The sequence below is a fragment of the Amycolatopsis deserti genome, assembly GCF_014653945.1.
GTDB classification, from domain to species: domain Bacteria; phylum Actinomycetota; class Actinomycetes; order Mycobacteriales; family Pseudonocardiaceae; genus Amycolatopsis_E; species Amycolatopsis_E deserti.
The window spans coordinates 174103-200391 of sequence record NZ_BNAU01000001.1 but is presented as its reverse complement, the minus strand read 5'-3'; the positions used below and the strand labels follow the sequence as shown (position 1 = coordinate 200391).

General features: G+C 70.2%; 26 protein-coding genes. 4 read left to right on the top strand and 22 right to left on the bottom strand.

Annotated elements, in window-relative coordinates:
- Positions 1 to 13: 13 nt before the first annotated feature.
- From IE290_RS00930 to IE290_RS00910, 5 genes are all read right to left on the bottom strand, one after another.
- Positions 14 to 370 (bottom strand): cupin domain-containing protein, encoded by a 357-nt coding sequence (locus IE290_RS00930; RefSeq protein WP_116111186.1) that lies wholly within the window; start codon positions 368 to 370, stop codon positions 14 to 16.
- A 32-nt stretch (positions 371 to 402) separates the two neighbouring features.
- Entirely contained in the window at positions 403 to 1620 is a 1218-nt protein-coding gene (locus IE290_RS00925) for a cytochrome P450 (protein ID WP_191242565.1), read from the bottom strand.
- Positions 1621 to 1649: 29 nt separating this feature from the next.
- Complete coding sequence (locus IE290_RS00920) at positions 1650 to 3038, bottom strand: APC family permease (RefSeq protein WP_191242564.1); 1389 nt, start codon at positions 3036 to 3038, stop codon at positions 1650 to 1652.
- 115 nt (positions 3039 to 3153) lie between these two features.
- Positions 3154 to 3609: a flavodoxin domain-containing protein gene (locus tag IE290_RS00915; protein ID WP_191242563.1), complete on the bottom strand. Its 456-nt coding sequence runs from the start codon at positions 3607 to 3609 to the stop codon at positions 3154 to 3156.
- Positions 3610 to 3633: 24 nt separating this feature from the next.
- Positions 3634 to 4902, bottom strand: coding sequence for an NAD(P)-binding protein (locus tag IE290_RS00910; RefSeq protein WP_191242562.1), 1269 nt, complete (start codon positions 4900 to 4902; stop codon positions 3634 to 3636).
- Positions 4903 to 5080: 178 nt separating this feature from the next.
- Here IE290_RS00910 and IE290_RS00905 point away from each other — a divergent pair, with 178 nt between their 5' ends.
- The 4 genes from IE290_RS00905 (at position 5081) to IE290_RS38460 (ending at position 9762) form a co-directional block, all read left to right on the top strand.
- Entirely contained in the window at positions 5081 to 5740 is a 660-nt protein-coding gene (locus IE290_RS00905) for a TetR/AcrR family transcriptional regulator (protein WP_229874012.1), read from the top strand.
- A 175-nt stretch (positions 5741 to 5915) separates the two neighbouring features.
- The gene (locus IE290_RS00900) at positions 5916 to 7400 is read left to right on the top strand and encodes an APC family permease (protein WP_191242561.1); all 1485 of its coding nucleotides are present in this window, start codon (positions 5916 to 5918) and stop codon (positions 7398 to 7400) included.
- 9 nt (positions 7401 to 7409) lie between these two features.
- Positions 7410 to 9041, top strand: coding sequence for a CocE/NonD family hydrolase (locus IE290_RS00895; protein WP_191242560.1), 1632 nt, complete (start codon positions 7410 to 7412; stop codon positions 9039 to 9041).
- Between the two features lie 307 nt (positions 9042 to 9348).
- Entirely contained in the window at positions 9349 to 9762 is a 414-nt protein-coding gene (locus tag IE290_RS38460) for a GNAT family N-acetyltransferase (protein ID WP_191243892.1), read from the top strand.
- Positions 9763 to 9816: 54 nt separating this feature from the next.
- Here the strand turns inward: IE290_RS38460 and IE290_RS37590 are convergent, their stop codons facing one another.
- From IE290_RS37590 to IE290_RS00810, 17 genes are all read right to left on the bottom strand, one after another.
- Positions 9817 to 10107 (bottom strand): hypothetical protein, encoded by a 291-nt coding sequence (locus IE290_RS37590; protein ID WP_229874010.1) that lies wholly within the window; start codon positions 10105 to 10107, stop codon positions 9817 to 9819.
- Positions 10031 to 11074: an SLC13 family permease gene (locus tag IE290_RS00885; protein ID WP_229874008.1), complete on the bottom strand. Its 1044-nt coding sequence runs from the start codon at positions 11072 to 11074 to the stop codon at positions 10031 to 10033. The genes IE290_RS37590 and IE290_RS00885 overlap by 77 nt, the downstream gene beginning before the upstream one ends.
- A gap of 50 nt (positions 11075 to 11124) precedes the next feature.
- Positions 11125 to 12267 (bottom strand): 2-methylaconitate cis-trans isomerase PrpF family protein, encoded by a 1143-nt coding sequence (locus tag IE290_RS00880; protein ID WP_191242559.1) that lies wholly within the window; start codon positions 12265 to 12267, stop codon positions 11125 to 11127.
- Complete coding sequence (locus IE290_RS00875) at positions 12264 to 13619, bottom strand: MmgE/PrpD family protein (RefSeq protein WP_191242558.1); 1356 nt, start codon at positions 13617 to 13619, stop codon at positions 12264 to 12266. Before IE290_RS00875 ends, IE290_RS00880 begins: the two co-directional genes overlap by 4 nt.
- A gap of 5 nt (positions 13620 to 13624) precedes the next feature.
- Entirely contained in the window at positions 13625 to 15133 is a 1509-nt protein-coding gene (locus IE290_RS00870; protein ID WP_191242557.1) for a long-chain-fatty-acid--CoA ligase, read from the bottom strand.
- Positions 15134 to 15144: 11 nt separating this feature from the next.
- Positions 15145 to 16560 carry an MmgE/PrpD family protein gene (locus IE290_RS00865; RefSeq protein WP_191242556.1) on the bottom strand — a complete coding sequence of 472 codons (1416 nt, stop codon included), beginning with the start codon at positions 16558 to 16560 and terminating at the stop codon, positions 15145 to 15147.
- Positions 16557 to 17234, bottom strand: coding sequence for an ABC transporter permease (locus tag IE290_RS00860; RefSeq protein WP_229874006.1), 678 nt, complete (start codon positions 17232 to 17234; stop codon positions 16557 to 16559). Before IE290_RS00860 ends, IE290_RS00865 begins: the two co-directional genes overlap by 4 nt.
- Positions 17235 to 17314: 80 nt before the next feature.
- The gene (locus IE290_RS00855) at positions 17315 to 18124 is read right to left on the bottom strand and encodes an ABC transporter permease (RefSeq protein WP_191242554.1); all 810 of its coding nucleotides are present in this window, start codon (positions 18122 to 18124) and stop codon (positions 17315 to 17317) included.
- Positions 18121 to 18939, bottom strand: coding sequence for an ABC transporter ATP-binding protein (locus IE290_RS00850; protein ID WP_191242553.1), 819 nt, complete (start codon positions 18937 to 18939; stop codon positions 18121 to 18123). The genes IE290_RS00855 and IE290_RS00850 overlap by 4 nt, the downstream gene beginning before the upstream one ends.
- A complete protein-coding gene (locus IE290_RS00845) occupies positions 18936 to 19937 on the bottom strand; it encodes an ABC transporter substrate-binding protein (RefSeq protein WP_191242552.1) in 1002 nt (333 codons plus the stop codon). The genes IE290_RS00850 and IE290_RS00845 overlap by 4 nt, the downstream gene beginning before the upstream one ends.
- Entirely contained in the window at positions 19934 to 20467 is a 534-nt protein-coding gene (locus IE290_RS00840; protein WP_191242551.1) for a LeuD/DmdB family oxidoreductase small subunit, read from the bottom strand. Before IE290_RS00840 ends, IE290_RS00845 begins: the two co-directional genes overlap by 4 nt.
- A complete protein-coding gene (locus IE290_RS00835) occupies positions 20464 to 21726 on the bottom strand; it encodes a 3-isopropylmalate dehydratase large subunit (protein ID WP_191242550.1) in 1263 nt (420 codons plus the stop codon). Before IE290_RS00835 ends, IE290_RS00840 begins: the two co-directional genes overlap by 4 nt.
- Positions 21719 to 22576, bottom strand: a complete 858-nt coding sequence (locus IE290_RS00830) for an isocitrate lyase/PEP mutase family protein (protein ID WP_191242549.1) — start codon at positions 22574 to 22576, stop codon at positions 21719 to 21721. The genes IE290_RS00835 and IE290_RS00830 overlap by 8 nt, the downstream gene beginning before the upstream one ends.
- Positions 22569 to 23342, bottom strand: coding sequence for an IclR family transcriptional regulator (locus tag IE290_RS00825; RefSeq protein ID WP_191242548.1), 774 nt, complete (start codon positions 23340 to 23342; stop codon positions 22569 to 22571). The genes IE290_RS00830 and IE290_RS00825 overlap by 8 nt, the downstream gene beginning before the upstream one ends.
- A gap of 73 nt (positions 23343 to 23415) precedes the next feature.
- Entirely contained in the window at positions 23416 to 23841 is a 426-nt protein-coding gene (locus IE290_RS00820; protein WP_191242547.1) for a dihydrodipicolinate synthase family protein, read from the bottom strand.
- Positions 23842 to 23904: 63 nt separating this feature from the next.
- Positions 23905 to 24753 carry an alpha/beta fold hydrolase gene (locus IE290_RS00815; RefSeq protein ID WP_229874004.1) on the bottom strand — a complete coding sequence of 283 codons (849 nt, stop codon included), beginning with the start codon at positions 24751 to 24753 and terminating at the stop codon, positions 23905 to 23907.
- A 69-nt stretch (positions 24754 to 24822) separates the two neighbouring features.
- On the bottom strand, positions 24823 to 26256 hold the full coding sequence (locus IE290_RS00810; protein WP_191242545.1) for an aldehyde dehydrogenase: 1434 nt from the start codon (positions 26254 to 26256) through the stop codon (positions 24823 to 24825).
- Positions 26257 to 26289: the final 33 nt, after the last annotated feature.

Here is a 26289-nt window from a genome sequence, read left to right as displayed (position 1 = left end):
CACTCCTTTGTGGTCAGAATGCGGTGTAGACCTTGAACACGGTTTCGTGGATGTCCCACGTGCCCGTCCAGCCGAGCGGGAAGACGGCGCTGTCGCCGGCCTTGATCTCGTAGGACTCGCCGCCGTCCTCGGTGACGGTCATGCGGCCCTCGAGCATGGTGATGGATTCGTTGGTCTCGAAGACCCAGCGGGACGGCCCGGGCGCGCACTCCCAGAGGCCGACTTCGAGTACCCCCTCACCGGTCCACAACTTCTTGCCCGCGGTCCGCATCGGCTCGCCGGTGGCCTCGGGCAGGGGACCCCAGTCCTCCAGCTCGACCGAGCGCGCGTCGGTGAGGACCACCGTGGGCACCGAGGAGGTGTGTGTCATCGCTGGTGTTTCCTTTCGTTGGGGTGAAACGGTCAGCTGTGCAGGCGCAGCGGGAGCGTGAAGTAGTGACGCGAGGCGTCGGTGTTGCGGATGTCGGGTTCGGCGGTCAGCTCGACGCGCGAGAACCGGGCCGCGATCCGCTCGAACACCACCCGGATCTCGGCCTCGGCGAGCAGCCGTCCCTGGCACCCGTGGCTGCCGAAGCTGAAGGTCAGGTTCCGGGTCTGCTCCGGCGGCCGGGTGAAGTCGAACTCGTCCGGGTTGTCGAACACCGCCGGGTCGTGGTTGGCGGCGCCGAGCATCAGGCGCAGGCTGCGGCCGGCGGGCACGTGGACGCCGTGGATGACCAGGTCCTCGGTCGTCGCCCGGGTCACGACCGGCTCGGGCGCGTCGAAGCGGGCCAGTTCGGCGACGAACGCCTCGTGCTTGTCCGGGTTGTCCCGGAACGCGTCGAAGAGGTCCGGCCGCCGCGTGAACAGGTGCAGCCCCGAACAGATGAGGTAGGTGGCATCCATGTGGCCGACGACGTAGAAGAACAGGGTGGTCGCCAGCAGCTCGGCGGCGGTCATCTCGCCCCGGTCCTGCGCCGCCACCAGGGAATCCAGCAGGCCCTCCCCTGGGTTCTTTCGCTTGGCCTCGATCAGCGCGGCGGTCCGGCCACGCAGCTCGCCCAGGGCCTCCTCGGCCAGCTCGAAGTCCCGCTGCGTGGGACGAGCGCTGAGGATGGGCATCGCCTGCCGCATCTTCCGGCGCACCTCGTCGTGGTCCTCGGCAGGGATGTCCAGGATGTGGCAGACCGTGCGGTGCGTGACCTCCACCGCGAGGTCGGAGCCGTCGACCAGCCCGTCCGGGCCGAGACCGTCGAGGAGGCGGTCGGTGATGGTGGCGGTCGTCTCGGCCCACTCGCGCACCCGCTTGGGCGTGAACCACTTGCTCGTCAGGCGCCGCAGCCGGGTGTGGTCGGGTTCGTCGTGCCCCAGGGCCATGTCCAGCAGAACGCGCCAGGCGCCGGCCTTCTCCCATTCCGGCGCGATGCGGACCGAGGGCAGACGGCCGAAGTGCATCAGGTCCTCGTACCGGGTGAGCACGAAGCTGCCGTCGTGGTCGTCGCGCATGATCGGCGCCTCGGCCAGCGCGCGGGCGTAGTACGGGTAGGGGTCGATCCGGAACTGCGGGTCGGTCCACGGCAGGAAGCCGGTGACCTCCGGGCACTCCCCCGAAACCGTGACCGCTGTCGTATCGGTAGACATGGGCGTTGTCCTTTCCGGTAGGTGTGGGATCAGCTCGCGGCCTGGCCGAGACCGGCGTAGGTCCGGGGCCGCGCCGACTTGAAGTAGAGCGCGAGCCCCACGCCGACGACCGCGGAGACGGCGAGCACGGTGAGCAGCACCAGGTTCTGTCCCGGCGCGCCGCCGACCACCAGGTCGAAGTGCAGGACGGCGAGCAGCACGGTCGCGCCGAGTGCCAGCGCAGCGATGCCCGGCGCGATGTAGCACTTGACCGCGTTCTCCCCGGCGGACCTGCCGGTGCGGGCGAACCACACGATGACGGAGACGCTGACCACGGCCATCAGGGCCAGCAGGCCGACGGTGGCCAGCCCGAACAGCTGGGCGTCCAGCCCCACACCGGAGGTGTTGGTCAGACCGAGGGGTACCAGGATCACGGCGACGATCACCGCGGTGACCGTGGAAGCGCGGGCCGGCGAGTGGTGACGGGGGTGCACCTTGGCGACGTAGGCGGGCAGGGCCCGGTCGCGGCCGAGGTTGAACAGGTAGCGGGCCACCACGTTGTGCACCGAGATCGCCGCGGCGAGCTCGGAAGTGATGATGAACAGGAACGTCAGCTGCGTGAAGAACGGCGCCACGAACTGCCCGATGGCGGCGGGGAACATCGACTTGGGGTCGTTGGTCGCCGCGTCCACCGCACCCGAGCCGTACGCGGTCGTGAGCAGGTAGCACGACAGGATGTAGAGGACGCCGACGAACAGCACGGCACCGTAGGTGGCGCGCGGGATGGTCCGGTCGGGGGTGCGGACCTCGTCGCGGAATACCGCGGTGGCCTCGAATCCCAGGAACACCATGACCGCGAACAGCATCGTCACGCCGACGTCGCCGTGCGACAGCGCGGCCGGCGAGAACGGGGTGGCCGAGAAGCCGTCCGGGCCACCCCCGTGCAGCACGACGGCCACGTTGAAGATCATGGCGATCGTGACTTCCAGGACCATGGCGACGCTGAGGACCTTCGCCGACACCTCGATGTGGAAGTAACACAGGACCCCGACCACGGCCCAGGCCAGTGCGCCCCACAGCCACCACGGCGTCGTGGGCCCGCCGATGCTCTCGATGAGCTCCGTGGCGGTGAGGCCGAGGAACACGAAGCACCCGCCGAGCATCAGCAGGTAGGACACGACCGCGAGGAATGCGGCGCCCAGTCCGCTGACCTTGCCCAGGCCGGCGCTGACGAACGCGTAGAAGGAACCCGGCTTCGGGATGCGCTTGGTCATGGTCACGTAGCCCACCGCGAACAGCAGCAGCAGGATGGTGGTCGCGACGAAGGCGAACGTGGCGCCTTCCCCGCCGAAGGTGATGGTGAACGGGATGAATCCGGCGACGACGGCGATGGGCGCGGAGAAGGCCAGGACGGTCAGCATCAGTGAGCTGACCCCCATCCGGCCCGAGAGCCTGTCGGGCACGGCACCGGTGGCGGGATGCGTGGTCGCTGGTGGGCTGGCGACGGGCGTGCTGTCACTCATTTCTGGTGCCTCCAGATGAGGTGATGTCCGGTCAAGCGGGTGCGGCGAGCGTGAGAACGGTGTTCACCCAGGCCACCGCGACGTCGGACGGGTTCAGCCCGCTGTCCGCGTCGTGGTAGCCGGTTTCCCCGATCTGGGTCGCGCCCAGTGCGGTGAAAGTGGACCTCAGCGTGGCGACGCCCAGGTTGTAGGTTTCGTAGGTGCTGTCCCCGAGACCGAACGCGGCGAACCGGACACCGGAAAGGTCGGGTTTGCTCTCCACGAGCGCTTCGCGGAAGGGCGCGGCGGTGGCGGGCAGGTCGCCCTCACCGTAGGTCGACACCACGAGGATGACCAGGTCTTCCGCGCCGAGGTCGTCGACGGGGTAGTCCTGCATGTCGACCACCTCCGCCGTGGTTCCGTTCTCCTCGAGCGCGGCGGCGACGTCTTCGGCGACCAGCTCGGCGTTGCCGGATTCGGTGCCGAAGAGGACGGTCAGCTTGTTCACGCAAGGTCCTTCCTGTGGTTGGGATCAGCGGGCGCCGGTGGCGAGGGCCAGCATCTGGTCGAGGTCGGTGATCTTGCGCCGGCACCGGCCCGGCCGCGCCGAGCGGTGTTCGGCCGCCTCGATCCGCTGCCAGTCACCGAACCCGACCACCCGGTGGGCGAGCAGGTCCGCGACGCCGGCGAACCCGGGCCTGTCCGCCGTGATCCGCCCGGCCGCGAAGTCGTCCACGATGGACCGGACGAGGCTCTGGGCGTGCTTGCGGTTCTCGGCGATCGTCCCCTGCGCGCCGCGGCTGAGCCACCCCGCGCGGTAGACGTGGTCGCCCGTCCAGTCCGGGCCGGGACAGCAGTCGTCGTGCGCGGCGCCGTGGGTGAACCCGATGGCGGTGACGACGGTGTCGGCGGCGAACTCGGCTGACCCGCCGTCGTCACGGCGGCGCGCGGTCAGCACGGTCCGGCCGTGGCAGGTGGTCAGCGATTCGGGGACGAGTCCGAAGTGGAAAGTCACGCGGGTGCGTCCCGGTTCGTCCCGTGCCGGGACGGCCGCGGCCCGCAGCAGGTCGGCGACCGGGCCGCTGTCCTTCTCGTCCAGCCCGGAGACGGCGATGTCCACACCGTCCAACGCGATGAGTTCGCGCAGCATCGCGGCGTCGCACTTCGCCTGGGACGCCCCGGATCGGGCGATGACGTCCAGCGTTGCCGGCCGCTCCGGGCGCAGCTGCGTGAGCATTTCGTCGTCGATGTCCGATCCGGTGAAGTCCGCGGTGTCTTTGGACAGCAGCCGCAGGACGTCGAGGGCGACGTTGCCCATTCCGATGACGAGCACCCGCGAACCCAGCGGCGTGCGGGGCAGGCCGTGGTGGGGAAATCCGTTGAGCGCGCGCAGCAAGGCACCCGCTCCGACGACCCGTGCCCGCGGGTCGCGTGGCACGTCGAGTTCGCGGTCGCCGGGAAGCCCGGTCGCGAGCACGACGATGTCGAAGCTGTCGGCCAGCCGGGCGAAGTCGATGTCCCGGCCGACCGTCACATTGCCCGCGAACCGGATGCCACCGCGGGTGAACAGCCGGTCGAACTGCCGCACCACCCCTTTGGTGCCCTGGTGGTCGGCCGCCACACCGTAGCGGATGAGCCCGTAGGGCGCGGGCAGCGATTCGAAGACGGTGATCTCCGAGTCCGGCCACGTCTTGGACAGGAACTGGGCGACGTAGCAGCCGGACGGGCCACTGCCCACCACGGCGACGGTGGGGCTCGCGCTTCCCGGGGGGACGTGTTGCGAAGTGTGCGTTCCGACCATGCCACCACCTTGCGTAGCGCTATGACTGCTGGAACTGACTGGAATCGAGATTTGAGACGCGACCACAGTCGCGTTCGAGGTAGACTAATACACGACTCGCGTCGTGTCCACCGGTCGATTTCCCGGATTGACGCGTACACTCTCAAGCCACCGCGGGTGTCCAGGCTAAGGAGCGTTGGTGTCACGGTCGACTTCTCGGACAACCCCTGCCGCGTGGTACGAGCGGCTCGACGGTGGCCTGCGCAAGCAGCCCGTGCAGGAACGCTCCCGGGCGATGGTCGAGCACGTCCTGAAGACGGCGGCCGAGCTGGTCGAGAACATCGGCTACGAAGCGGTCGTGGGGTCACCAACCCTGCTGCTGGAGAAGGCAGGCGTCAGCCGTGGCTCGTTCTACGCCTTCTTCGAAACTCCCGAGAGCGTGCTCGACGAGCTGTGTTACCGGCAGATGCGCGGCGCGACCGCGACCTTCCAGCAGGCCTTGGACGATCGGCGCGGGAAGCGGTGGACCGAGATCGTCGACGTGGTGATCGACTACTACACGCAGGAGCACCGCATCCCGCTGATCCGGGAGCTGTGGGTGCGGCAGAACCTCACCGACCGCGTCCGCGCCCTCGACGAAGCGTGCATCGAGGACTGGGCCGGCCGCCTCCTGGAGCAGTTCCAGCGGCACGCTCCCCTGTTCGGCGAGCTGACCCAGCTGCACTGCAGCGTCGCCCTGCACGCACTGGAACGGCTCGTCCAGTTCGCCTTCACCGACGACGAGGACGGCGACGCAGGCATCCTCGACCAGGCCCACTTCATGCTCACCCGGTTCTTCGACGGCCACTCGGGCCGATGAAGGGCTAGCGCCCGCGACCTTCGTCGCCTACCATTCCCGTCACACGACTGCAGTCGCGTTACTAAACCGGACTCGAGTCACGTCTTCAGTAGCGTCGTGGGCGGTGTCCCCGGCACCACGGACTGTCGCACCTGTCACCGAATTCTTCCTCCTTCCCCGCTCGAGAGGGTTCTCGATGAGCAACGAAGTGGACGCCGCCGACTCGACGGTCCTGCGGCGGGCAGCCGAAACCCCCACCCCTCCCGGCGCACACCGGAAACTCAAGGGACGCATGGGCGTCATCGAGCTGGTGTTCACGGTCCTGGCGTGGTCGGCACCGGTCATGGTGGTGTCGGCGAGCACGCCGTTCATCATCAGCTTCGGCGGGACCGGCGCCCCACTGGCCTACGTGATCGCCATGGCCGTCCTGCTCGTCTTCTCCGTCGGCTACACCACCATGACGCGCTACGTCGACAACCCAGGCGCGTTCTACGCCTACATCACCGCCGGACTGGGCCGAGCGCCCGGGCTCGGCGCGAGTTTCCTCGCGATCATCGGCTACCTGTTCATGGCGGTCGCGACCTACATGTTCATCGGCGTCTCCCTCAACACCCTCCTGGAGACGATCGGAGCGCCCACGCTGCCCTGGTTCGTCTACACCTTCGCGGTCCTGGTGATCACGGGCGTGCTCGGCTACTTCCGCATCGACCTCTCCGCCAAGGTGCTCTCCGTCGTCATGGTGTGCGAGATCGTCATCGTCGGCATCTTCGACGGCGCTGTCCTGGGCCACGGCGGCGGCTCCGAGGGCGTGCCGCTCACGCCGTTCACCTGGGGCGCCCTGATGTCCGGGTCCGTGGGTGTCGCGGTGTTGTTCTCCGCCCTGAGTTTCGGCGGGTTCGAGGCAACGGCCGTCTTCCGGGAGGAAACGAAGAACCCGCACCGCACGGTCCCCCGCGCCACCTACCTGGCCGTCGGGGCGATCGGCGTCTTCTACATCGCCGCGACCTGGTTGCTCATCGCGGCCTACGGTCCGTCGCAGGCGACGGCGGCCGCGGCCGCGGATCCGACCGGGATGTTCTCCACCGCCGTGGAGACCTTCGTGGGCGTGTGGGCCAGGGACGTGGTGACGGTGCTGGTCGTGACGTCGGCGTTCGCGGCGCTGTTGTCGGTGCAGAACATCGTTTCCCGGTACTGCTACTCGCTCGGCGTCGACCGCGTGCTGCCCGCCCGGCTGGCCAAGGTCCACCCGCGGCACGGGTCGCCCCACGTCAGCTCGGTGACCGTGAGCCTGGTCCTGTTCGCGGTCCTGCTGGCGTTCAGCGGGATCGGCTCGCCCGAGCTGTGGTACGCCCAGCTCGCCGGAACGGGCGGGTTCGCGATCATGGTCCTGATGACGCTGACGAGCCTGGCCGTCATCGTGTTCTTCCGGCGGCGGCGGGACATCCGAGATTCGACGCGGTGGCACACGTTGATCGCCCCAATGCTCAGCGCAGCAGGCATGGGGACGGTGCTGTACTTGGCGATCACGAACTTCACGACGTTGACGGGCGGGTCGACCGCCCAGGCCGTCGTCGAGCAAGCGATCGTCTGGGGCGTGCTCGCCGTCGGCGTGGTGCTCGCTCTGGTCTACCGGTCGAAGCGCCCGGGCGTGTACGCCCGCATCGGGCGGCAGAAAGCGTAAGGAGCATCGATGGAGTTCACCCACGTCCCACCGGGCCCGCCGAGCGACCAGGCCCAGCAATACATGGTCCGGATGCGCGACGGTGTCCGGCTGGCGACCGATGTGTACCTGCCGGAGGGGGACGGCCCCTTCCCGGTGGTGTTGACCCGCCTGCCGTACGACAAGAACGGCGAGATCATCCGCGTCGACGTCTTCGCCGAGGCGCTGCTCGAGCGGGGGTACGCGCTGGTCGCGCAGGACACCCGCGGCAAGTTCCGCTCCGAGGGCGAGACGGTCCCCTGGGTCAACGAGGCCTACGACGGGTACGACACGATCGACTGGATCGCGAACCAGCCGTGGTCCAACGGCCGCGTCGGCATGACCGGACTGTCCTATGTGGGCTTTACGCAGTGGGCGGCGTTGTCCACCAACCACCCGGCCCTGCGCGCGATCGCGCCGCGGTCCACGAACACCAACCTCGGGGCCGCGCAGCTGACGCCAGGCGAGCCCGAGTGGGGGTTCTACTTCAAGTACGTGATGGACTTCTACGTCGTCAACGACCTCCTCGCGCACGAGGAGGATTACGACTGGTCCCGCCGTCCGCTGGTGAACGCGTTCGAGGAGGCGGTGGAGCAGATGGGCGTCCGGCCGCCGGCGATGGACATGCACCTGTCGGCCCGGCCGCCGCTGCGCCGCTTTCCCGAGGGGCATCCGCTCGACGCGAAGCCCGTTCCCGTGCTGCTCTCGCTCGGGTGGTTCGACCCGTACTGCCGGGGCGAGGCCGTGCGCGACTACCACGCGATGATCGCGAACCCGGCATGGCGGCCGCTGGTCCACCTGCGGCTCGGGCCAACCGACCACGACGACACCCGCCTCGACGACCGGCCGGCCGCCGTGGAGCACCAGGGCAGCATCGACATCCCCCTGCTCACCCCGGAGCAGATCAGGGCGTGGTTCGACGGCGAACTGCGGTTCTTCGACCGCTACCTCAAGGCGGACGCGGACGTCGAGCCGCTCCCGCCGGTGGAGTACCAGCTGGCACACAGTGACGAGGTGCGGCACACCTGCGCGTGGCCGCCGCCGGAGGCGACCCGGCGGGTGCTGCACCTGGCGGGCGGGCAGCTGGTGTCGCGGCGGGACGCCGCCGCGACCGCGGTGTCGTGGGTGCACGACCCGGACAAGCTGGTGCCGACCGCCACGAACCTGTGGTCCCTGCTGGTCGCCGAATGGCCCGATTACCGGGCGACGGCCGACCGCGACGACGTGCTGACCTTCCGCGGCGACCCGCAGACCGAGCCGCTGGAGCTGGCCGGCCCGGTCACCTTCCACGGCACCGTCACCACCACGGGCCCGGAGATGGACCTGTTCGCCTTCCTGCTGGATCTCGAACCGGACGGCAGCGCACGGTTCATCTGCCGCGGACAGCAACGACTGACCGCCACCGACCCGACCGAGGTGTCGATGTCGGTCGGCGAGGCCGGCTACGTGGTGCGGCCAGGGCATTCCCTGCTGCTGATGCTGTGCAGCAGCGACTACCCCGACTTCATCCCCCTGACCGGCACGCGGGAACGCTGGTGGTTCGCCACGTCGATGCGCTCGACGACGCAAACAGTGGAAATCGGCGGTCGCGCAGGCGCGCGGCTGGAGCTGACCGTGCTCTGACCGCGCGCGGGCACGGTGTGGTGGCAGATCTGCCGGTGCGTGGGTGCGCCCCCGCACCGCCGCGGATCATCGCGAGACCGCGGAGGCGCTCTTCGAGTGGGTGCGGACAACGGCGGCCCCGGGCGCGACCGGTGACGTCCTTTCGTACTCTCCGGGGCAGCGGGAGCGCGGATCCGCAGGGCTTTGCCAGGGTGCGGCCCTTCTGACGAATGGACTGCTCCACGCTCAATGAGCCGGCGCCGCACCGTGATGAACTCACTCTGCACGCGTACCCGACAACGCCGCCGACGACACGGCTTGGACCACGATCATCAACGAGGCGTTCGCCGAACACTGGGGCGGCTGCATTCCGTGGACGCCCCAACGGTGGCGGGACCGCCTCGAGACGGATCTCGGGGGCGGCCCGCAGCTCCTCGTACTCCGGGACACGGAGTCCGCCGTCGTGCTGCTGAGCCGGATCGTCGAGCTCGGGGACGGCCGAGCGCAGCCCACCGGCTTCATCGAGGTGGTCGCGACCCGTCCGGCTCACCGGCGGACCGGAATCGCGGAGAACCTGGTCCGCAGCGCACTGGCACGGTTCGCGGCGGCCGGTGTCCAGAGCTCGGTGTTGCTGGTCGACAGGGCGAGCGACAGCAGGTCCGCCGGGGTCTACCAGCGTTGTGGGTTCGAACCTGCTTTCACGTACCACGTTTGGGAGAGGCCCGCGCGCGAGCACGGGTGATTCGCTCTGACGAGGCGTCGCCGGGACAACACCATCGCTCGGTTCCCCCGGGAGTCACAACCACCCGGGTGCGACGAGGAGCGACCAGCTGAGCAGGGGTCCCGCGAGTGCCATCGCCCCCGAGAAGCGGAGCAGCCCACGGTAGATCGTGCGGCGCTCCGGCTCGGGGGCGTTGGCCATCGCGATGGCACCACCGGTCGAGAACGGGGACACGTCCACCAGTGACGAGGAGATCGCCAGCGCGGCGACGAACCCGATCGCCCCGATCTCACCCGTCGCGATCAGCGGCACCGTGAGCGGGATGACCGCGCCGAGGATGCCCGTCGTCGACGCGAACGCGGACACCACCGCCCCGATGAGGCAGATCAGCAGCGCAGCGAGCAGCGGTGACTCGACCCCGGCGACCGACGCGCCGAGCCAGTCGATCGTCCCGTTGTGCTGGAGGACGCCGACGTAGGTCAGGATGCCCGCCATCAGAAAGGATGATGTCCCAGCTGACCTCCTTCACGGCGCCACGGTTCGCCGCGGGGAACGCCAGGGCCAGTACCGCCGCCACGGTCAGTGCCAGGAACCCGATGTCGAGGCCGAAGACGAGCGCCCCGGCGGTCAGCACGACGAAACCGAGCAGAGTCAGGCCCTGCTGCGGGCTCAGCGAGGTCCTCGGCGGTGCGGTGGCTGCGCCCGGCCCGTCCGCCGCGCTCACCACCGTCCTCTTCGGACGGCGGGCCAGGAGCAGGTAGGTGGCCACGGCGACGGCGGTGCCGATCCCGAAGGTGCACGCGAACAGCAGGAGCGGATCGCTCGCGAGCCCGTTGTCCTCCTGCACCCGGTGCACGATGACGCCGAGCAGGCCGGTGGGCGCGAACGAGCCCGCGGTCGATCCGAGCCCGATGAGGATGCTCACGAGCAACGGCCGGAGGCCGTGCGCGGCAGCGAAGCTCATCGCGATCGGCATGAGGATCGCGCCCACCGCGGGCGGCAGCGCGCCGATCCCGCAGATCACGGTCGAGAGCAGGAAGAAGACCCACGGGATCGCGGACGTGCGGCCTCCGGCGAGCCGGAAGGTCGCCTCGACCAGCCACTGCACGGTGCCGTTGTTCTTGGCGATGGCGAACAGGTAGGTGACGCCGACGAGCACGACGAACAGCTCGGCGGGGAACGAGGCGAGCACGTCCTCCGGTGACTCACCGCCGACGAGGCTGCCCACGAAAAACGCGGCGACGAGCCCGAGCACGCCCATGTTGACCGGGCGGACGGTGGCGAGGGCGAGGACGGCGGCGAGTACGCCGATGGACAGCAGGGCGGTGGGCATGACGATCTCCCGAGCGAAGCGGCGGTGGTTGGCTGGGATCGGTGCGGTGTTTACGCCGTGGGGCGCGGGTAGTAGGCCGCGCCGTCCATGAGGCGCCGCGCGGTCCGGCTGAACCCGAGCAGGTCGAAGGACACATGCGGGGGCTCCGGGACCGCGCGGGCGGCCACGCGCGCGGGGGTGATGCCGGACGGGTGCCCGATGAGGACGGTGTCCCGCTCCCGCCGGGTGGCGACGGCGTCGACGACCGAGCCGCCGACCCGGGAGGCCGCGGCGAGGCACACCGACGCGGTTCCCGCGATGCTTTCGTGCAGGCGGTTCATGAAGATCAGCCGGACCCGCAGGTCCATGTCGGCGCCCTCGGCCGTCGTGCCGCTCAGCGTCCGGTAGCCGCCGGGCGGGGCGACCAGCCCCACCATGGGCAGTCCGGGCGACTCGTCGTCGACGCGGTGCCAGTCCGCGCACAGGCCGATCCGCACCGCCACCTTGCCGCGGATCTCGCGGACCACGTCGAGCAGCGCGTCGTCGAAGTCGAGTTCACCGCCGTCGAGCCCGACGTCCGCGGCCGGCACCCAGGCACACGGGTTCCCGGCGTCGCACGTCGTCGCGCGGACTTTCGCGCCGTTCTCCAGCACGATCTCGTCGACCGGGTTCCCGGTGGGCAGCAGGGCACCGGTCTTGGCCCCGACGGTGCCGGACCAGTCCATGACGATCTCGGCACCCGTGCCCGGCGCGCCCGGCACGGCGAAGTCGCCGAGGACAGCGGCCTTTCCCGCGCGGACGGGCACGTACGCGGTCATCACCGCACCGGTGTTGGTGTTGTGGATCCGCACCGGTGTGGTGCCCTCGACCGCTTCGACGAGGCCTTCGTCGATCGCGAACGGGCCGACCCCGGCCGAGATGTTCCCGCAGTTGCCCGAGTAGCCGACGCCGGCGCGGTCGATCTCGACCTGTCCGAAGGTGTAGTCGACGTCGGCGTCGTCCCGGGTGGACGGTGCGATGATCGCGAGTTTCGAGGTGATCGGCCGGGAACCGCCCAGGCCGTCGATCTGCAGCGGGTCCGGGGATCCCATGAGCCGGACGAGCAGCGCGTCCCGGGCGGCGCCGGGACCGGGCAGGTCGGCCTCGTGGAAGTAGAGTCCCTTGCTCGTGCCGCCGCGCATCAGGACGCAGCGGACGGTCAGCTGGTCCGTCATGCCGCTCCCCCGCCCGCCAGCGTCCGCACGAGTGCGCGCATCGACGACTCCGCCGACAGGCCGAGCACACCGCCGGCGATGCCGTCGACGTCGTCGAAGACCCGGCCCGCCAGCGACGCGAACTTCTCGCGGAGCGCGGCGTCGCCGATCCAGTTCTCCGGTTCGCCCAGCGGGACCGGGACCGCGCGGGAGGCCGTCCAGTCTCCCGAGTGGACGGTCAGGGTGCCGCCACCCATAGGCACGCTGTCGTCGGCCGACACCGTGATCCGGTCCACCACCGCGAGCACGGCCGGGTCGGCGAGGCGCTGGTAGCTGTCCCAGTCCAGGTGGCCGTCCAGCCAGGCGCACGCCACCTGGAAGTACACGCTGAACTGGGCGTCCACGACGCTGACCGGCCTGCGTTTCGCCGGGCTGTCCTCGCCGACGATCGGGATGGCCGCCGACGGGATCCCGACGTGCAGTTCCGCGCCGGGAACGGTGCCGCGCAGCGCGAGCGCGGCGTCGACGGCGCCGTGGGTGAGCCGGCAGGACGGGTACGGTTTCACGGCGGTGTCGAGCAGCAGCCACTTCGTCCCGAGACCGTAGGTCAGCGCGCCGGGGTCGGACTCATCGGTGTATCCGGTCAGCAGCCCGTACCGCCCGTCGAGCGCGTCGGCGGCTCCGCGGACTCCAGCCTCCGCCAGGGTCGCACACGTCAACGCGTCGTGGGCGAGGAAGCCGGGGTGCAGGCGCTTGTTCCACGCCCCGTTGGCCAGGTACTGCATGCTGCCCGCGGCTTTGCTCAGGGCGAGACCGAAGGCCGAGGCCGTGGTAGCGGCATCGAACCCGCGCAGCCGGGCCACCGCCGCGACCGCGCCGAAGAGCCCCGACACGGCCGTGATGTGGAAGCCGCGCTCGTAGCTGCGCGAGGTCAGCGCCGCGCCGATCCGGCAGCACACCTCGTAACCGGCGGCGACCGCGTCCAGGAAGATGCGGCCGTCCACGTCGAGCCGTTCGGCCTCGGCGGTGGCGGCGGGGAAGATCGCGACCCCGGGATGCCCGGTCTGCGCCCGGTTCGTGTCGTCCATGTCCAGGGAGTGGGCGTGGACGCCGTTGAGGAACGCCGCGTAGGCCGGGCTGTACCGGCGGGCCAGCCCGATCACGGTCGCGTCGCCGCCGTGCGGATCGAGGCGGTCGACGGCGGCGCGCACGGCGGGGCTGCTGTCGGCGTGCACGGCCGCGAACGCGGCGACGCCGATGTGGTCGAGGAACAGGCCACGCAGGCGGGGTGCGAGTGCCGGGTCCACCTGGCACTCGACAGCGAACCGTGCGAGCGCCTCGGTCGCGGCGAGTGTCGCGGGGCTGGTGGTCACGGTGATCAGATCTCCCGCTTGAGGATCTTGCCGGTCGCGGTCATGGGCAGGGTGTCGCGGAACTCGACGCGGCGCGGGTACTTGTAGGCAGCCAGCCGCTCCTTGGCCCAGGCCACGATGTCGTCCTCGGTGACGTCGTCGGAGTTTTTGGCCCTGACGACGACCGCCTTGATCTCTTCACCGTGGGCGTCGTCGGGCACGCCGATCACCGCGACCAGCGAGACCGCCGGGTGGGTCATCAGCAGTTCCTCGATCTCACGCGGGTACACGTTGAACCCGCCACGGATGATCATGTCCTTGGCCCGGTCGACGATGTAGTAGAAACCGTCGGCGTCCTTGCGGGCCAGGTCGCCGGTGCGGAACCAGCCGTCCCGGAGCACCTCGGCGGTCGCCTCGGGCCGGCCGTGGTAGCCCTTCATGACGTTGTGGCCCCTGATCGCGATCTCGCCGACCTCGCCGGATGCGTCGGACCAGTCGTCGTCGATCAGCTTCATCTCCACGCCCGGAATGGGCACGCCGATCGATCCGGCCCGCGGTTCCTCGCCGTACACCGAGAACGACGCCACCGGGGAGGTCTCCGACAGGCCATAGCCTTCGAGGATCGTCACGCCGAAGCGGGCCCGGAAGTCCCGGTGCACCTCGCCCGGCAGCGCCGACCCGCCGGCCACCGCGACGCGCAGGTTCGCCGCCAGGGTCGCCACGTCCACCCCGTCGTCGAGCGCGCTGAGCATGCCCCAGTACATGGTCGGGACGCCGGCGAAGAAGGTCACGGTTTCCTGGAGCATCAGGGTGAGCGCGGCCCGCGGGTCGAACCGCGGCAGCATGATCATCGTGCCGCCGAAGGCGATCGCGCCGTTCTGGGTCACGGTCTGCCCGAACGAGTGGAACAGCGGCAGCACGCACAGGTAGGTGTCCGGGTTCGCCGGGTCGGCGGCGAACACCTCCCGGCCGACGAGGGCGTTGTCGCGCATGTTGCGGTGCCGCAGCTCCGCGCCCTTCGGACGGCCGGTGGTGCCCGAGGTGTAGAGGATGACCGCGGTGTCGTCGTCGTCGACATCGGCCGTCGCGAACTCGGCGGGCTCGTCGGCCCACGGCAGCGGGCCCGTGGCGGGGATGACGAACAACGAGCGGCACCCGTCGGTCTGCTCGACGGCTTCTGCCGCCCACTCGCTGATCGGGAGGTCCGTGGTGCCTTCGAACGCGAAGTGGGCGACGGCGCCGGAATCGCCGAGGTGGTAGGCGATCTCACGCGGTTTGAGCAGCACGTTCAGCGGCACGACCGTGGCGCCCGCTTTGAGGATGCCGAAGTAGACGATGGTGAAGGACGGCAGGTTGGGGCAGGACAACGCGACCGTGTCACCGGGACGCACTCCGTTGCGTACCAGGAGGTTGGCGACCTGGTTCGTGGCGCTGTCGAGCTGGGCGTAGGACAGGCGGGTGTCGCCGCACACGATGGCCGTGCGGTCGGGGTGTGCCGCGGCGGTGGTGTCGAGCAGAGCGGCCAGGTTCGTCATGGGAAGTCCTCTCACAGCGTCACGGGCAGCGCGGGGACCTCGGCCGCGAGTTCGCCGACCAGCGCGGACACGTCGGGCAGGGAGTCGAGGTCGAGCACCATCTGCTCGATGCGCTCCCATCGGGCGGCCAGGTCGATCGACTCGGCCAGGCGGCGTGCCTTCGCCACCACGTCGGCGTTCGGCAGCGGGCGCGTCGGGCCGCCGAGTGGACCGTCCACTTCGATCTCGACCGTGTCGCGGCCTCGCCGCGCGACGCGCATCCGGGTGCGGAACCGGTCTTCGGGTCGGTCGAAGTCCGGGCAGTGGTGGACCTCGACGCGGCGCAGCAGCGACCACACGTCGTCGGCGGCGATGCGGTCGCGGGTGAACTGCTCGGCGAGGACCTGGCCGTCGAGCAGGGCCACCGACACCGCGTAGCCGATGTTCATCTGGGCGCCGATCGTCTCCAGTGGGGGTTCGGGTTTCCACCAGCCGTGGTGGTAGGCGGCGTGCGACACCTCCACCGAGATCGACTCGACGTCCTGGGCCGTGATGCCGCGCGAGCGGGCCTCCAGCGCGCAGTCGATCGAGGCGTGGGTGGCGGCCATCGCGGCGTAGGCCTTCACCCCGGTGTCCAGCAGGACCCACTCCTGTCCCAGCCCAGCGGTGATCAGGTCCGGGCGGGGGTCGTGGCCTTCGCCGAACGTAGTGAGGAACCCGCCGTACTCGCGCTCGTAGACACGCTTGATCCCGGTGTAGCCGGCCTCGGCGAGCGCGGCGGCGTAGAGGCCGTTGCGGGAGGCGAAACCGTGGTGCATGCGCTTGGACATGGCCTCGTACTGGGCGGCCATCAGCCCGGCCGACTGGGTCGCGGCCAACCCGAGGGCGTCCTCCACCCGTGCCGGATCGAGCCGCCGCAACCACGCCGATGTCGCGGCGCTCGCGTGCGTGCCGAACACCGCTCCCGAATGCCAGCCACGGGACAGCATCTCGGCGCCGTGCAGCGCCAGCCCTACCCGCGGGCCGACCTCGTACCCCGCGATCAGCGCCGTGAGCAGGTCCCGCCCGGACACCGTCCGGTCGAGGGTCGCGATGGTGCTGACCGCGCTCGGGACGACGAGCGAGTTGCTGTGCAGCGGCGCCCGCACGTGGTAGTCGTCCAGCTCGAAACCCTGGATGAAGGTGCCGCCCAGCAGGCACGCCGCGGGCGCCGACGTGGTGCGGCCCCACCCCAGCAGCGGGACGTCCCCGGCGCCTTCGAGCGCGAGCACGGCCTCGACGGCCCGCTCCGACCACGGCAGGCGGGCGCCGACCAGGGCGCACACCAAGCCGTCGAGCAGGAGGTGCCGCGCCCGCGCGCGCACCGCTTCCGGGATGTCGTCGTGCCGCAGGCCGGCGATCCAGGTCGCCAGCCTGCCGGTCACGCCATCGGGGTCGGTCGGGTTCACGCGCTCACCTCGTAGCGGTTGCGGATGCGGGTTTCCAGCTGCTGCAGGGCCAGTGTCGGTATGAGCGCGAGGACCCCGATCAGGAGGACCTGGCCGATGATGTTCTCCACCCGCGCCAGCGACAGGTTGCGCAGCAGCTCGTAGCCCAGGCCAGAAGAACCGGAGAACATCTCGGCGAGCAGCAGGCCGATCAGGGTGAGCCCGAAGCACAGGCGCATACCCGAGGCGAGCGAGGGCAGCACGCTGGGCACCACGATCCGCCGCAGCAGGGACCACCGGGACATGCCGAGGCTCGCCGACAGCTTCAGGTGCAGGCGGCGCACCCCGGCGGTGGCCTCCACCATGATCAGGAACATCGGCAGCACGCCCGACACGAAGGCGAAGGAGCCCCTGCTGAGGTCGCCGATGCCCAGGAACAGCAGGAAGATCGGGTACAGGACGACCTTCGGGACGCTGTTGAGCGCGTACACCACCGGCAGGGCGGCCCGCGACCAGAACGCGCTCAGGCCGAGCAGCATGCCGGTGACCGCTCCGGCCGCGATGGCCGCGGCGTAGGACAGCAGCAGCACGCGGGCCGTGTCGCCGACGCTGCCGAGGAACCGGCTGTCGGTGATGTCCGACCGCAGACTCTGCAGGGCCTCACCGGGTCCGGGGTAGACGGCGCTGTCAGCCATTGCCGCCGTCACCGTCCACACCGCCACTCCGGCGACGGCGAGGACCAGCGGCGGCACCCATCCGGGGCTCCGGCGGGCGCTCATCGCCGCCGCCAGTCGAACGCGCTCAGCGCCGCACCGAGCGCGAGGTTGGCCAGCAGCGCGAAGACGCTGACGAACACGATCCCGGCGTACATGTCGAGCGTGTCGAAGTTGTTGTAGGCCCGGTTGACCACCTGCCCGAGCCCGGTGGTGGCGAGGATGAACTCGGTCGCGAGCACGGCGATGATCGCGTAGGCCAGGCCCAGCTTCAGCCCGGCGAGGATGTCCGGCAACGCCGAGGGCAGCAGGATCTTGCGCAGCTGCTGCGCCCGGGTCATCTCCAGCGAGCGGGCGAGCTTGGTGACGATCGGCGGTGCCGACTCGAACCCGACGAGGGCGTTGGAGATGACGATGACGACGCTGAACAACGTGGCCAGCAGGACGATGGGCACCACGCCGGTCCCGAACATCACCACCATCACCGGATAGAGCGCGAAGACCGGGAGCGCGTAGAACACGTTGACGTAGGGCTTGACGGCCCGGTGCACCCAGCGGGAGCGGGCCATGGCGTAGGCGACGGCGACCCCGGCGACCGCCGAGGCGGCGAAGCTGACGCAGATGAGCAGGACGCTGCGCAGCAGCGCTCCGACGACGAACTCGCGGTCGCCGAGCAATTCGATCGCACGGGTGACCATCTCGCTGACCGGGATGAGGTCGAGCCGGGAGACCGCACCGGACCGCGCGTACAGCTCGATGGCGGCGATGGCCCCGATGACGAGCACGAGCGTCCACGCCGGGGACGGCAGCCCGGCGACCCGGCGCGGGGTCGGCCGCACGTAGGACGGGACGACGGAGGACCGGGACTTCATCGCTCGCTCCTCATCGCGACCTCGGCCTCGGTGCGGATCTGCGCCCAGATCCGCTCCTGGGCCGCCGTCGCCGCCGGTTCGGCCAGCGCGGCGTGCGCGCGCGGCCGGGGCAGGTCGACGGGGACTTCGTCGATGAACGTGCCGGGGCGGCGGCCCATCACCAGCACGCGGTCCGACAGCAGCACTGCTTCCTGGATGCTGTGGGTGATGAACAGGACGCCGCACCCGATGGTTTCGACGACGCGGAGGAGTTCCTCGGCCATCAGCATGCGGGTCTGCTCGTCGAGCGCGCCGAACGGCTCGTCGGCGAGGATGAGGTCCGGGTCCATGGACATCGCGCGGGCCATGGCGACGCGTTGCCGCATCCCGCCCGACAGCTGCGCCGGGTAGTGGTTCTCGAAGCCGCCGAGCCCGACGACCTCGACGAGTTCCCTGGCCCGTTCCCGTCGTTCCTTGCGTCCGACGCCGCGCACCTCCAGCGCGAAGGCGACGTTGTCGACGACGGTGCGCCACGGCAGGGTCGCCGACTCCTGGAACACGATCGCCGTGCGCCGGCGCGGGCCGGTCAGTGGCGCGCCGTCCACCTCGACACGGCCGCGGGCCGGGTCCTGGAGGGCGCCGATGATCTCGAGCAGGGTCGATTTGCCGCACCCGCTGGGCCCGACGATGGACACGAATTCGCCGCGTCCGATGGTGAGGTCGACGGGGCCGAGCGCGTGGACGGGACCGAAGTGCTGCTCCACACCCTCGACCCGCACGATCGGCGTGGTCGTGGTGGACGCGGTGCCGCGCTGCGCCTGCGTCTGGGTGTTCACCGGGTGCCCTCGCATTCGGCCGGGAGCGTGGCGGGCACGTTCGCGGGCAGGTAGGTCTTCTGGAACAGGTCGCAGAACTTCAGGTCGGTGCGGTTCATGGCGAGGCGCTGGGCGTCGACGGCCTGCTGGATCGCTTCGGCGTCGAAGCCGGCGCCCCAGTTGTCGTAGCTGACGGCCTTTTCGACGATGGTGGTCGCCGCGGCGACGTCGATGTCGATGTAGTCGGCGTAGAGCTGGGCGGCCTTGGCGGGATTGGCGCGGATGAAGTCGACGGCCTCGGCGTAACCGGCGACCACGGCCTTGACGGTGTCGGGGTTGCGCTCGGCGAACTCCGGGGTCGTGGTGATCACGCTCTGCTGGAACTTCTTCAGGTAGTCGGCGCTGGAGACGACCAGCCGGAACTTGCCGGTCTTCGCCACCACCGACGGCGGGACCACGGCGACGTCGACGGAGCCGGCCTCCAGGAGCGCGACTCCCTCGCCGGCACCGCCGGAGGAGATCCGCTCGATGTCCTGGGGGGCGCCCGCGACCTTGGGCAGGATGTAGGACAGGGCCTGGGTGACCGACTGCGGGTTGGTGTAGGCCCACTTGCGAACGTCGTTGATGGTCTGCACCCGCGTGTTGCTGGCCACGGTGTAGAAGTCGAGGCCGTAGACGCTCTGCGTCGCGCCGGCCACGACGGTCAGCGGGGTGCCGGCCTCGCTGGACTCCAGCACCGAGGTGAAGCCGACGTCGGCCATGGGCAGGTCTCCGCTGAGCATATTGCGGACGGTGGTGCCGCCGCCCTTGCCCGGCACGATCTCGCCGATGGTCACCCCCCGCTTGGTGAAGAAACCCTGGTCCTTGCCGACCAGCCAGGGGATCGAGTAGGGCTCGGAGGCGTTGCTGACCGCGATGTCGAACGAGGTCACCCCCGCCGCGTCGCCACCGCTTCCACACGCGCTCAGCACCAGTGCGGCCGCGGCCGCGCCGGCGATCAGAGCTGTCCTGCGCTTCATGGTTTTCCTCCTGTGGTCGCGTCGTTGCGATCCAGGAAGCCTCCGGCTTCCAGGCGGTTGATCAGCCCGCCACCTTCGATGAGCTCGACGACGAAGGCTGGCAGGGGTTCGATGGGATGCTCGGTCCCCCGCGTCTCGTTGCGCAGCACACCCGCCACGGCGTCGATCGCGAGGACGTCACCCTCGTCGATGAGCGTGCGCGCGGCCGGCACGGTGAGCGCCGGGAGCCCGTAGTTGAGGGCGTTGCGGTGGAACAGGGAGTTGTACTGCTCGGCCACCAGGCACGAGATTCCCAAGTGGACGAACAGCTCGGCGCACGCGCGGCTCGATCCGAGACCGAAGTTGCGCCCCGCGACCACGATGTCACCCGCCTCGACGAGCTTGGGCCAGCCGGGCCGGGTGGCGTCGAACATGTGCTGCGCCGCTTCTTCGACGGGCAGCTTCATCGCGAACCCCGGGTACATGTCGTCGGTGTTGATCTCGTCGCCGAAGACCCAAGCCCTGCCCCGGACACGCAGCGGTGAGGTCACGCCGCCACCTCCGCGACCTGGTCCGGCCCGGCGATGTAGCCGGTGAGCGCGGACGCCGCGACAGTGGCGGGCGAGGCCATGTAGACCTGCGCCTCGGTGCTGCCCATGCGGCCGCGGAAGTTGCGGGTGCTGGAGGTGACGCACACTTCGCCCGGCGCGAGCACGCCCATGTGGTAGCCGAAGCACGCGCCGCAGGTGGAGTTGGTGACCACGGCGCCGGCTTCGACGAGGGTGCTGACGTAGCCGCGCCGGACCGCCTCCAGGTAGACCTGCTGGGAGGCCGGGGTGACGATGAGCCGCACGCCCGGCGCGACCTTGCGGCCTTCGACGACGCGGGCCGCGACCTCCAGGTCCGCGAGCTGCCCGTTGGCGCAGGACCCGATGAACGCCTGGTCGATGCGCGTGCGGTCGAGGCCGGACAACGGCACCGCGTTGTTGATGACGGTGCCTGGCAGGGCCACCATCGGCTCGACGGCGCCGAGGTCGAGGGTGCGCACGTCAGCGTAGACGGCGTCCGGGTCCGGATCGCTGCGGGTGTAGGCCGCGCCGGGAGCCACGTCGGCCAGGAACTCCTCAGTGAGCGCGTCGCACGGGAACAGCGTGAAGTCGGCGCCGATCTCCGCGCCCTGCGTGGCGATGGTCCGCCGGTCGGACATCGGCACCGACGCCAGGCCGGGGCCGCCGAACTCCAGCGCGTGGTCGGTGGCGTCGCCGTAGCGGCCGGAGATCGTCAGGAAGATGTCCTTGCCGTTGATGTGGGCCGGTTTCGCGCCGGTGAGCTCGTAGCGGATCGTCGGCGGCACGCGGTACCAGGTCCGGCCGGTGCACAGCATCTGCAGGATCTCCAGCGGCCCGAGTCCGCGCGCGGCCGAGTTCAGCGCACCGCCGGCGCAGGTGTGGGAGTCGGTGCAGCACACGACGGTGCCCGGCAGCACCAGGCCCTGTTCGGCGATGACCTGGTGGACGATGCCGTGGCGGCCGATGTCGTAGAACCGGTCGATGCCGTGCTTGGCGACGAACGCGCGCGCCTTGGCGCCGTGGCCGGCGTCGCGCGGGGTGGGCGCCGGGACGGCGTGGTCGAGGACGACGGCGACCTTGTCCGGGTCGTGGACGGCGCGGACGTCGGCGAGGCGGTCGTGGGCGAACTGGACGTCGATCACCACGGTCATGTCGACGTCGCAGGTGACGATCTGTCCGGGTTGGACGGTGTCGAGTCCCGCGGCGCGGGCGAGGATCCGCTCGATGATGGTGTCAGGCACGGGCGGGCTCTTTTCGTGCGCGCCGGGCGGCCCATTCGTCGAGGCCGACGGCTTCGAACAGGGCGCGCGGTCCGGTGACGGGGCCGGAGACCAGGCTGCCACCGGCGATTTCGGACAGGGCTTTGGTCATGGCGGCGAAGGCGGCGCCGACCGTGGCGGCGGGCAGGATCGCGCCGGCGTAGCCGAACTGCTCCAGCTGCTCCCGCGACACTTCGGGCGACTTGCCGCCGGGGACCACGTTGAAGATGACGGGGACGCCGACCGCGGACGGGATGGCCGCGACCTGGTCGAGGGTCTGCGGAGCCTCGACGAAGAGCACGTCGGCGCCGGCCGCGGCGTAGGCCTTGGCCCGGTCGATCGCGGCGTCGAAACCCTCGACGGCGATCGCGTCGGTGCGGGCCACGATCAGGGTTCCCCGTCGGCGGGCCGCGACCGCCGCCTCGATCTTGACGGCGAACTCCTCGACGGGGATGAGGGACTTGTCGTCGAGGTGGCCGCACCGCTTGGGGAACACCTGGTCTTCGAGCTGCACGGCCGCCGCACCGGCGTCCTCGTAGGTGCGCACGGTGCGGAAGGTGTTGGTCTCGTCGCCGAAGCCGGTGTCGGCGTCGGCGATGACCGGGACGTCGAGGTGCCGCCGGGCGACGGCGATCGCGCGGGCCATCTCGGTGACGGTGGTGAGCCCGATGTCGGGCAGACCTTCGGCGGCGGAGACGGCCGCGCCGGAGACGTAGGCCGCCTCGGCGCCCGCACGCGCGACGACCGCGGCGGAAAGTCCGTCGTAGACCCCGGGTGCGACGAGCAGCCGTTCTCGGCGCAGGAGTCCGGACAGGACGGTGGCGTCAGACATCGGCGCGCTCCTCGGCCGGAACGTGCCCCATGCGCGCGGAGATGGCCCGCGCGGTGGCGGCGACGATCGGGCCGACGCGGTCGGCCTCCGCACGGTCGAGCCGGATCGAGGGGCCACCGATCGCCAGGGCCGCCTCCGGCCGTCCACCGAACCCCATCACCGGGGCGGCGACGGAGTTCAGGCCCACCTCGCGCTCGCTCTCGGTGAAGGCCCAGCCGCGGTCGCGCACCTGACCCAGCTGGCGGTCCAGCTCTGCGCGCGTGACGACGGTCGAGTCGGTGTAGCGCTCGAGACCGGCGTCGACCGCGGCCCCGAGGGCGTCTTCGTCGAAGGCCATGAAGCACTTGCCGGCCGCGCCGGCGTGCAGTGGGAGCACTTGGCCGACGTAGCCGCGGTAGATGACGGAGTGGTGGGACGACGCGGTCTCCACCAGGACGCGGGTGGCGCCCTGGCGCACGTAGAGCCCGGCGCTCTCCCCCGTCACGTCACGCAACTGCTCGACGAACGGCCGCGCGACGCCGAGCAGGCTCGACCCCGAGCGCGCCGGGGCGCTCCAGACGAGCACCCGCAGACCGACGCGGTAGGTGTCGCCCTCCCGGACGAGCAGCCCCTCCTGGAGCAGGGTGGACACGATCCGCGCAACGGTCGTCGCGGGCAGTCCCGTGCGGGCGCGAAGGTCCGCCACCCCCAGCCGAGGCTCGGCCTCGGTGAAGCAATCAAGAACGTCGCACGCGCGCCCCAGCACGCGCACCCCCGGCTCAGCCATCCATCCTCCAACACACCGTTCTGCGGTTTCGAAAACCGTATAGCGGTTTTGGACGATAGGTGGGTGAACTGGGTCACGTCAAGCGTGAGGCCACGAGCGGCAGCAGCTCCGCACCGGCGGCGAGCCGCTTCTCGACCTCGACCTGACCGTCTTCGGCGAGCGGGACCAGCGGCTGGCGCACGGAGCCGGACTGGATGAGGCCCCGCTGCTGGAGCGCCTCTCGCGGCGGGGCCTCGTTGATCTCGCCGAACAGCAGGTCGCCCGGTGGGTGCAGGCGGTAGTACAGGTCCCGGGCCGTCGCGAGATCGCCGCTCTCGCGGGAGAGAGCGCCGGAAACACCAGCGCTTCCCCGGTGCCGCCGGGGACCGAGCTTCCCGGTCCTGGTCGCCGGAGCAGCATCGGTCGCATTCAACTTCGGCGGACGCCACCTCTCATCGACTGCCGCGCGCAGCGCCGCCGCGACGAGATCCGCGGAGCCGGACTGCTTGACCCAGTTCACCGAGCTGGAATGGCGAACGCGGAGCAGCCCGTCGCCACGCGACCGCTGCTCCGCGTTCGCAGCTCAAATGGCCGTGACTGCGAGTTCCGTCTCGGTGTTCCACAACTCGGGAACCGGCTCGCTCGACGTGTGCATCTGGCTCGCCACCGCACGCAGAGCCGCGCCGAACAGCTTCGGCCGCGGCAGGAACTCCAAGTGGATTCCCGGAAACTCCACCCACGGCACGCCAATGCGAGACGCGATCTCGACGGACGGCCGACCGTAGTGGAGTCCCCGATCGGCCGCCCCCGCGCCGAGCACGATCGGGAAGGGAGCCTCCGCAAGTGCTCGCTCATCCGGCTCGAATCGGGCCCACTCCGCCCACTCCCAGCGGAACAAGTAGTCGACATTGCCGAGGAAACGCTTCTGCACATCCTCCGGCCACGCATAACTACCCTCGCCGCGGATGGTCGCGACGAACTCGGCACCAGCGACAGCGGGACCGGCTTCGGTGTAGCGGGCTTCCATGCGATCGAAGAACCCACGCCACGGGTCGTCGGCGGGGAGTACCCGAAGCGCCGGCGGTTCGTGCGCGATCAGCCCGGCCACCACATCCGGGTGCCGTGCGGCAAGATCGAGGCCGACGATCGCACCCCCGCTGTTGCCGAAGACCAGCGCCTTCCCACCGGCGAGGCCCTCGATCAGCGCCCGGGCGTCGTTCGACTGGTCGGTCATCTTCATCGGCGCCTCGAACCGGCCCGTGCTGCGGGAGTTACCGCGCCGGTCGTAGGTGATCACCGTGAAGGCGTCGGACAGCTCATCCGCGAGCCCCGAGAAGTAGCCGGCGTCGCCGCCGGCCCCGGCGATCAACAACAGCGCCGGCCCGCTCCCGCGCTTCTCGTAGTACAGGCTCGCGCCCTCGACGTCCAACATGCCACTCTGCATGGTTCGCCTCCTCCGAAACAGGGTTGATTGTGCTGGTACCCCCACGACGCGGCCGGCCTACCCCAAGTAGATCGACTTGAGTTGCTGGTAGGCGGCCAGTCCCTCAGGACCGAGCTCGCGGCCGATGCCGCTGGCCTTCACGCCACCGAACGGCGCGGTGGGGTCCGGCAGGTAAGTGTTGACGCCGATGGTGCCGGTCTGGACTCGCTTGGCCACCTGGCGACCGCGCTCGGGATCGCTGGTCCACACCGTACCGCCAAGGCCGTAGTCTGAATCGTTGGCGATACGCACGGCCTCGTCCTCGTCCGAGTAGGGGATCACTGCCAGCACCGGGCCGAAGATCTCCTCCTGCGCGATCGTGTGGTTGTTGTCCACGTCAGCGAACACGGTCGGCTCCACGAACCAGCCCCGGTCCCGATCCGCTGGACGGCCGCCACCGGTCGTGATGCGCGCACCGCTCCCCAGCCCCTTGGCGATGTAGCCCTCGACGCGCTCACGTTGCCTGGCGCTGGCCATCGGGCCGATCTGGGTCGCCGGGTCGAGCGCATCGCCCACTTTCAGCGCCCGGGCAAAACCCGTGAAGAGATCGACGATCTCGTCGTAGCGACCTCGAGGAGCCAGCACACGGGTGCCGAGGAAACAGGTCTGCCCGTTGTTCAGCAGTGTCGCGGCGAACAGCTGCTCGGCGATCTTCTCGAGTTCCAGCTCGGCGTCGTCGAGCACGATCGCGGCGGACTTCCCGCCCAGCTCGAGCGTGACCGGCCGCAGCAGCCGCCCACAGGTCTCGCCGATGGACCGCCCGGCAGCGGTCGACCCGGTGAAACTGATCTTGTCGACGCCCGGGTGCTGCACCAGGTAGGCCCCCAGCTCCCGCCCACCCGGGACGACGTTCACCACACCGGCCGGAATCCCGGCCTCGCGCACGGCCTCGGCGAACAGGAAGCTGTCCAGCACGGTCTCCGGCGACGGCTTCAGGACGATCGTGCAGCCGGCGGCCAGCGCCGGCGCATACTTGAAGGCGGCCAGCGTCTGCGGGAAGTTCCACGGCACGATCGCCCCGACCACGCCAATGGGCTCCTTGCGCACCAGGGTGTTGCCACCGAACACACCCGGCCGCGTCTCCTCGAACGCGCTGTCGCGGGCGAGGCCGGCGTAGTAGCGCAGCAACACCACCGGGAACGCGCCTTCGAGCTGGCTGGCCACGGCCACCGGCATCCCGTTCTGGGAGCTGACCCGCCGGACAATCTCCTCCGCATGGCCCTCAAGGATCGTCGCGAGCCGTTCCATGGCTGACGCCCGGTCTGCCGGGGACCACTGTGCCCACACCGGCAATGCTCGGCGCGCTGCGGTCACCGCCGCATCGACATCGGTTTCCTGAGCCTCGGGCACGGACCCGATGGGGGCCTCGGTCGTCGCGGAACAGACCTCAATACGCCGGGACGAGCTCGGCTTGACCCACTCGCCGCCGATAAACAAGGTGTCGTAATCCATGTCTCAATGGTCCACTGGCGACAGTCATCGGCG

Excerpts from the sequence above, each read along its gene's own strand:
- IE290_RS00930 (WP_116111186.1), bottom strand. The coding sequence starts at position 370 with ATGACACACACCTCCTCGGTGCCCACGGTGGTCCTCACCGACGCGCGC.
- IE290_RS00925 (WP_191242565.1), bottom strand. The coding sequence starts at position 1,620 with ATGTCTACCGATACGACAGCGGTCACGGTTTCGGGGGAGTGCCCGGAG.
- IE290_RS00920 (WP_191242564.1), bottom strand. The coding sequence starts at position 3,038 with ATGGGGGTCAGCTCACTGATGCTGACCGTCCTGGCCTTCTCCGCGCCC.
- IE290_RS00910 (WP_191242562.1), bottom strand. The coding sequence starts at position 4,902 with ATGGTCGGAACGCACACTTCGCAACACGTCCCCCCGGGAAGCGCGAGC.
- IE290_RS00900 (WP_191242561.1), top strand. The coding sequence starts at position 5,916 with ATGAGCAACGAAGTGGACGCCGCCGACTCGACGGTCCTGCGGCGGGCA.
- IE290_RS00895 (WP_191242560.1), top strand. The coding sequence starts at position 7,410 with ATGGAGTTCACCCACGTCCCACCGGGCCCGCCGAGCGACCAGGCCCAG.
- IE290_RS00885 (WP_229874008.1), bottom strand. The coding sequence starts at position 11,074 with ATGCCCACCGCCCTGCTGTCCATCGGCGTACTCGCCGCCGTCCTCGCC.
- IE290_RS00880 (WP_191242559.1), bottom strand. The coding sequence starts at position 12,267 with ATGACGGACCAGCTGACCGTCCGCTGCGTCCTGATGCGCGGCGGCACG.
- IE290_RS00870 (WP_191242557.1), bottom strand. The coding sequence starts at position 15,133 with ATGACGAACCTGGCCGCTCTGCTCGACACCACCGCCGCGGCACACCCC.
- IE290_RS00860 (WP_229874006.1), bottom strand. The coding sequence starts at position 17,234 with ATGGCTGACAGCGCCGTCTACCCCGGACCCGGTGAGGCCCTGCAGAGT.
- IE290_RS00855 (WP_191242554.1), bottom strand. The coding sequence starts at position 18,124 with ATGAAGTCCCGGTCCTCCGTCGTCCCGTCCTACGTGCGGCCGACCCCG.
- IE290_RS00845 (WP_191242552.1), bottom strand. The coding sequence starts at position 19,937 with ATGAAGCGCAGGACAGCTCTGATCGCCGGCGCGGCCGCGGCCGCACTG.
- IE290_RS00830 (WP_191242549.1), bottom strand. The coding sequence starts at position 22,576 with ATGTCTGACGCCACCGTCCTGTCCGGACTCCTGCGCCGAGAACGGCTG.
- IE290_RS00825 (WP_191242548.1), bottom strand. The coding sequence starts at position 23,342 with ATGGCTGAGCCGGGGGTGCGCGTGCTGGGGCGCGCGTGCGACGTTCTT.
- IE290_RS00815 (WP_229874004.1), bottom strand. The coding sequence starts at position 24,753 with ATGTTGGACGTCGAGGGCGCGAGCCTGTACTACGAGAAGCGCGGGAGC.
- IE290_RS00810 (WP_191242545.1), bottom strand. The coding sequence starts at position 26,256 with ATGGATTACGACACCTTGTTTATCGGCGGCGAGTGGGTCAAGCCGAGC.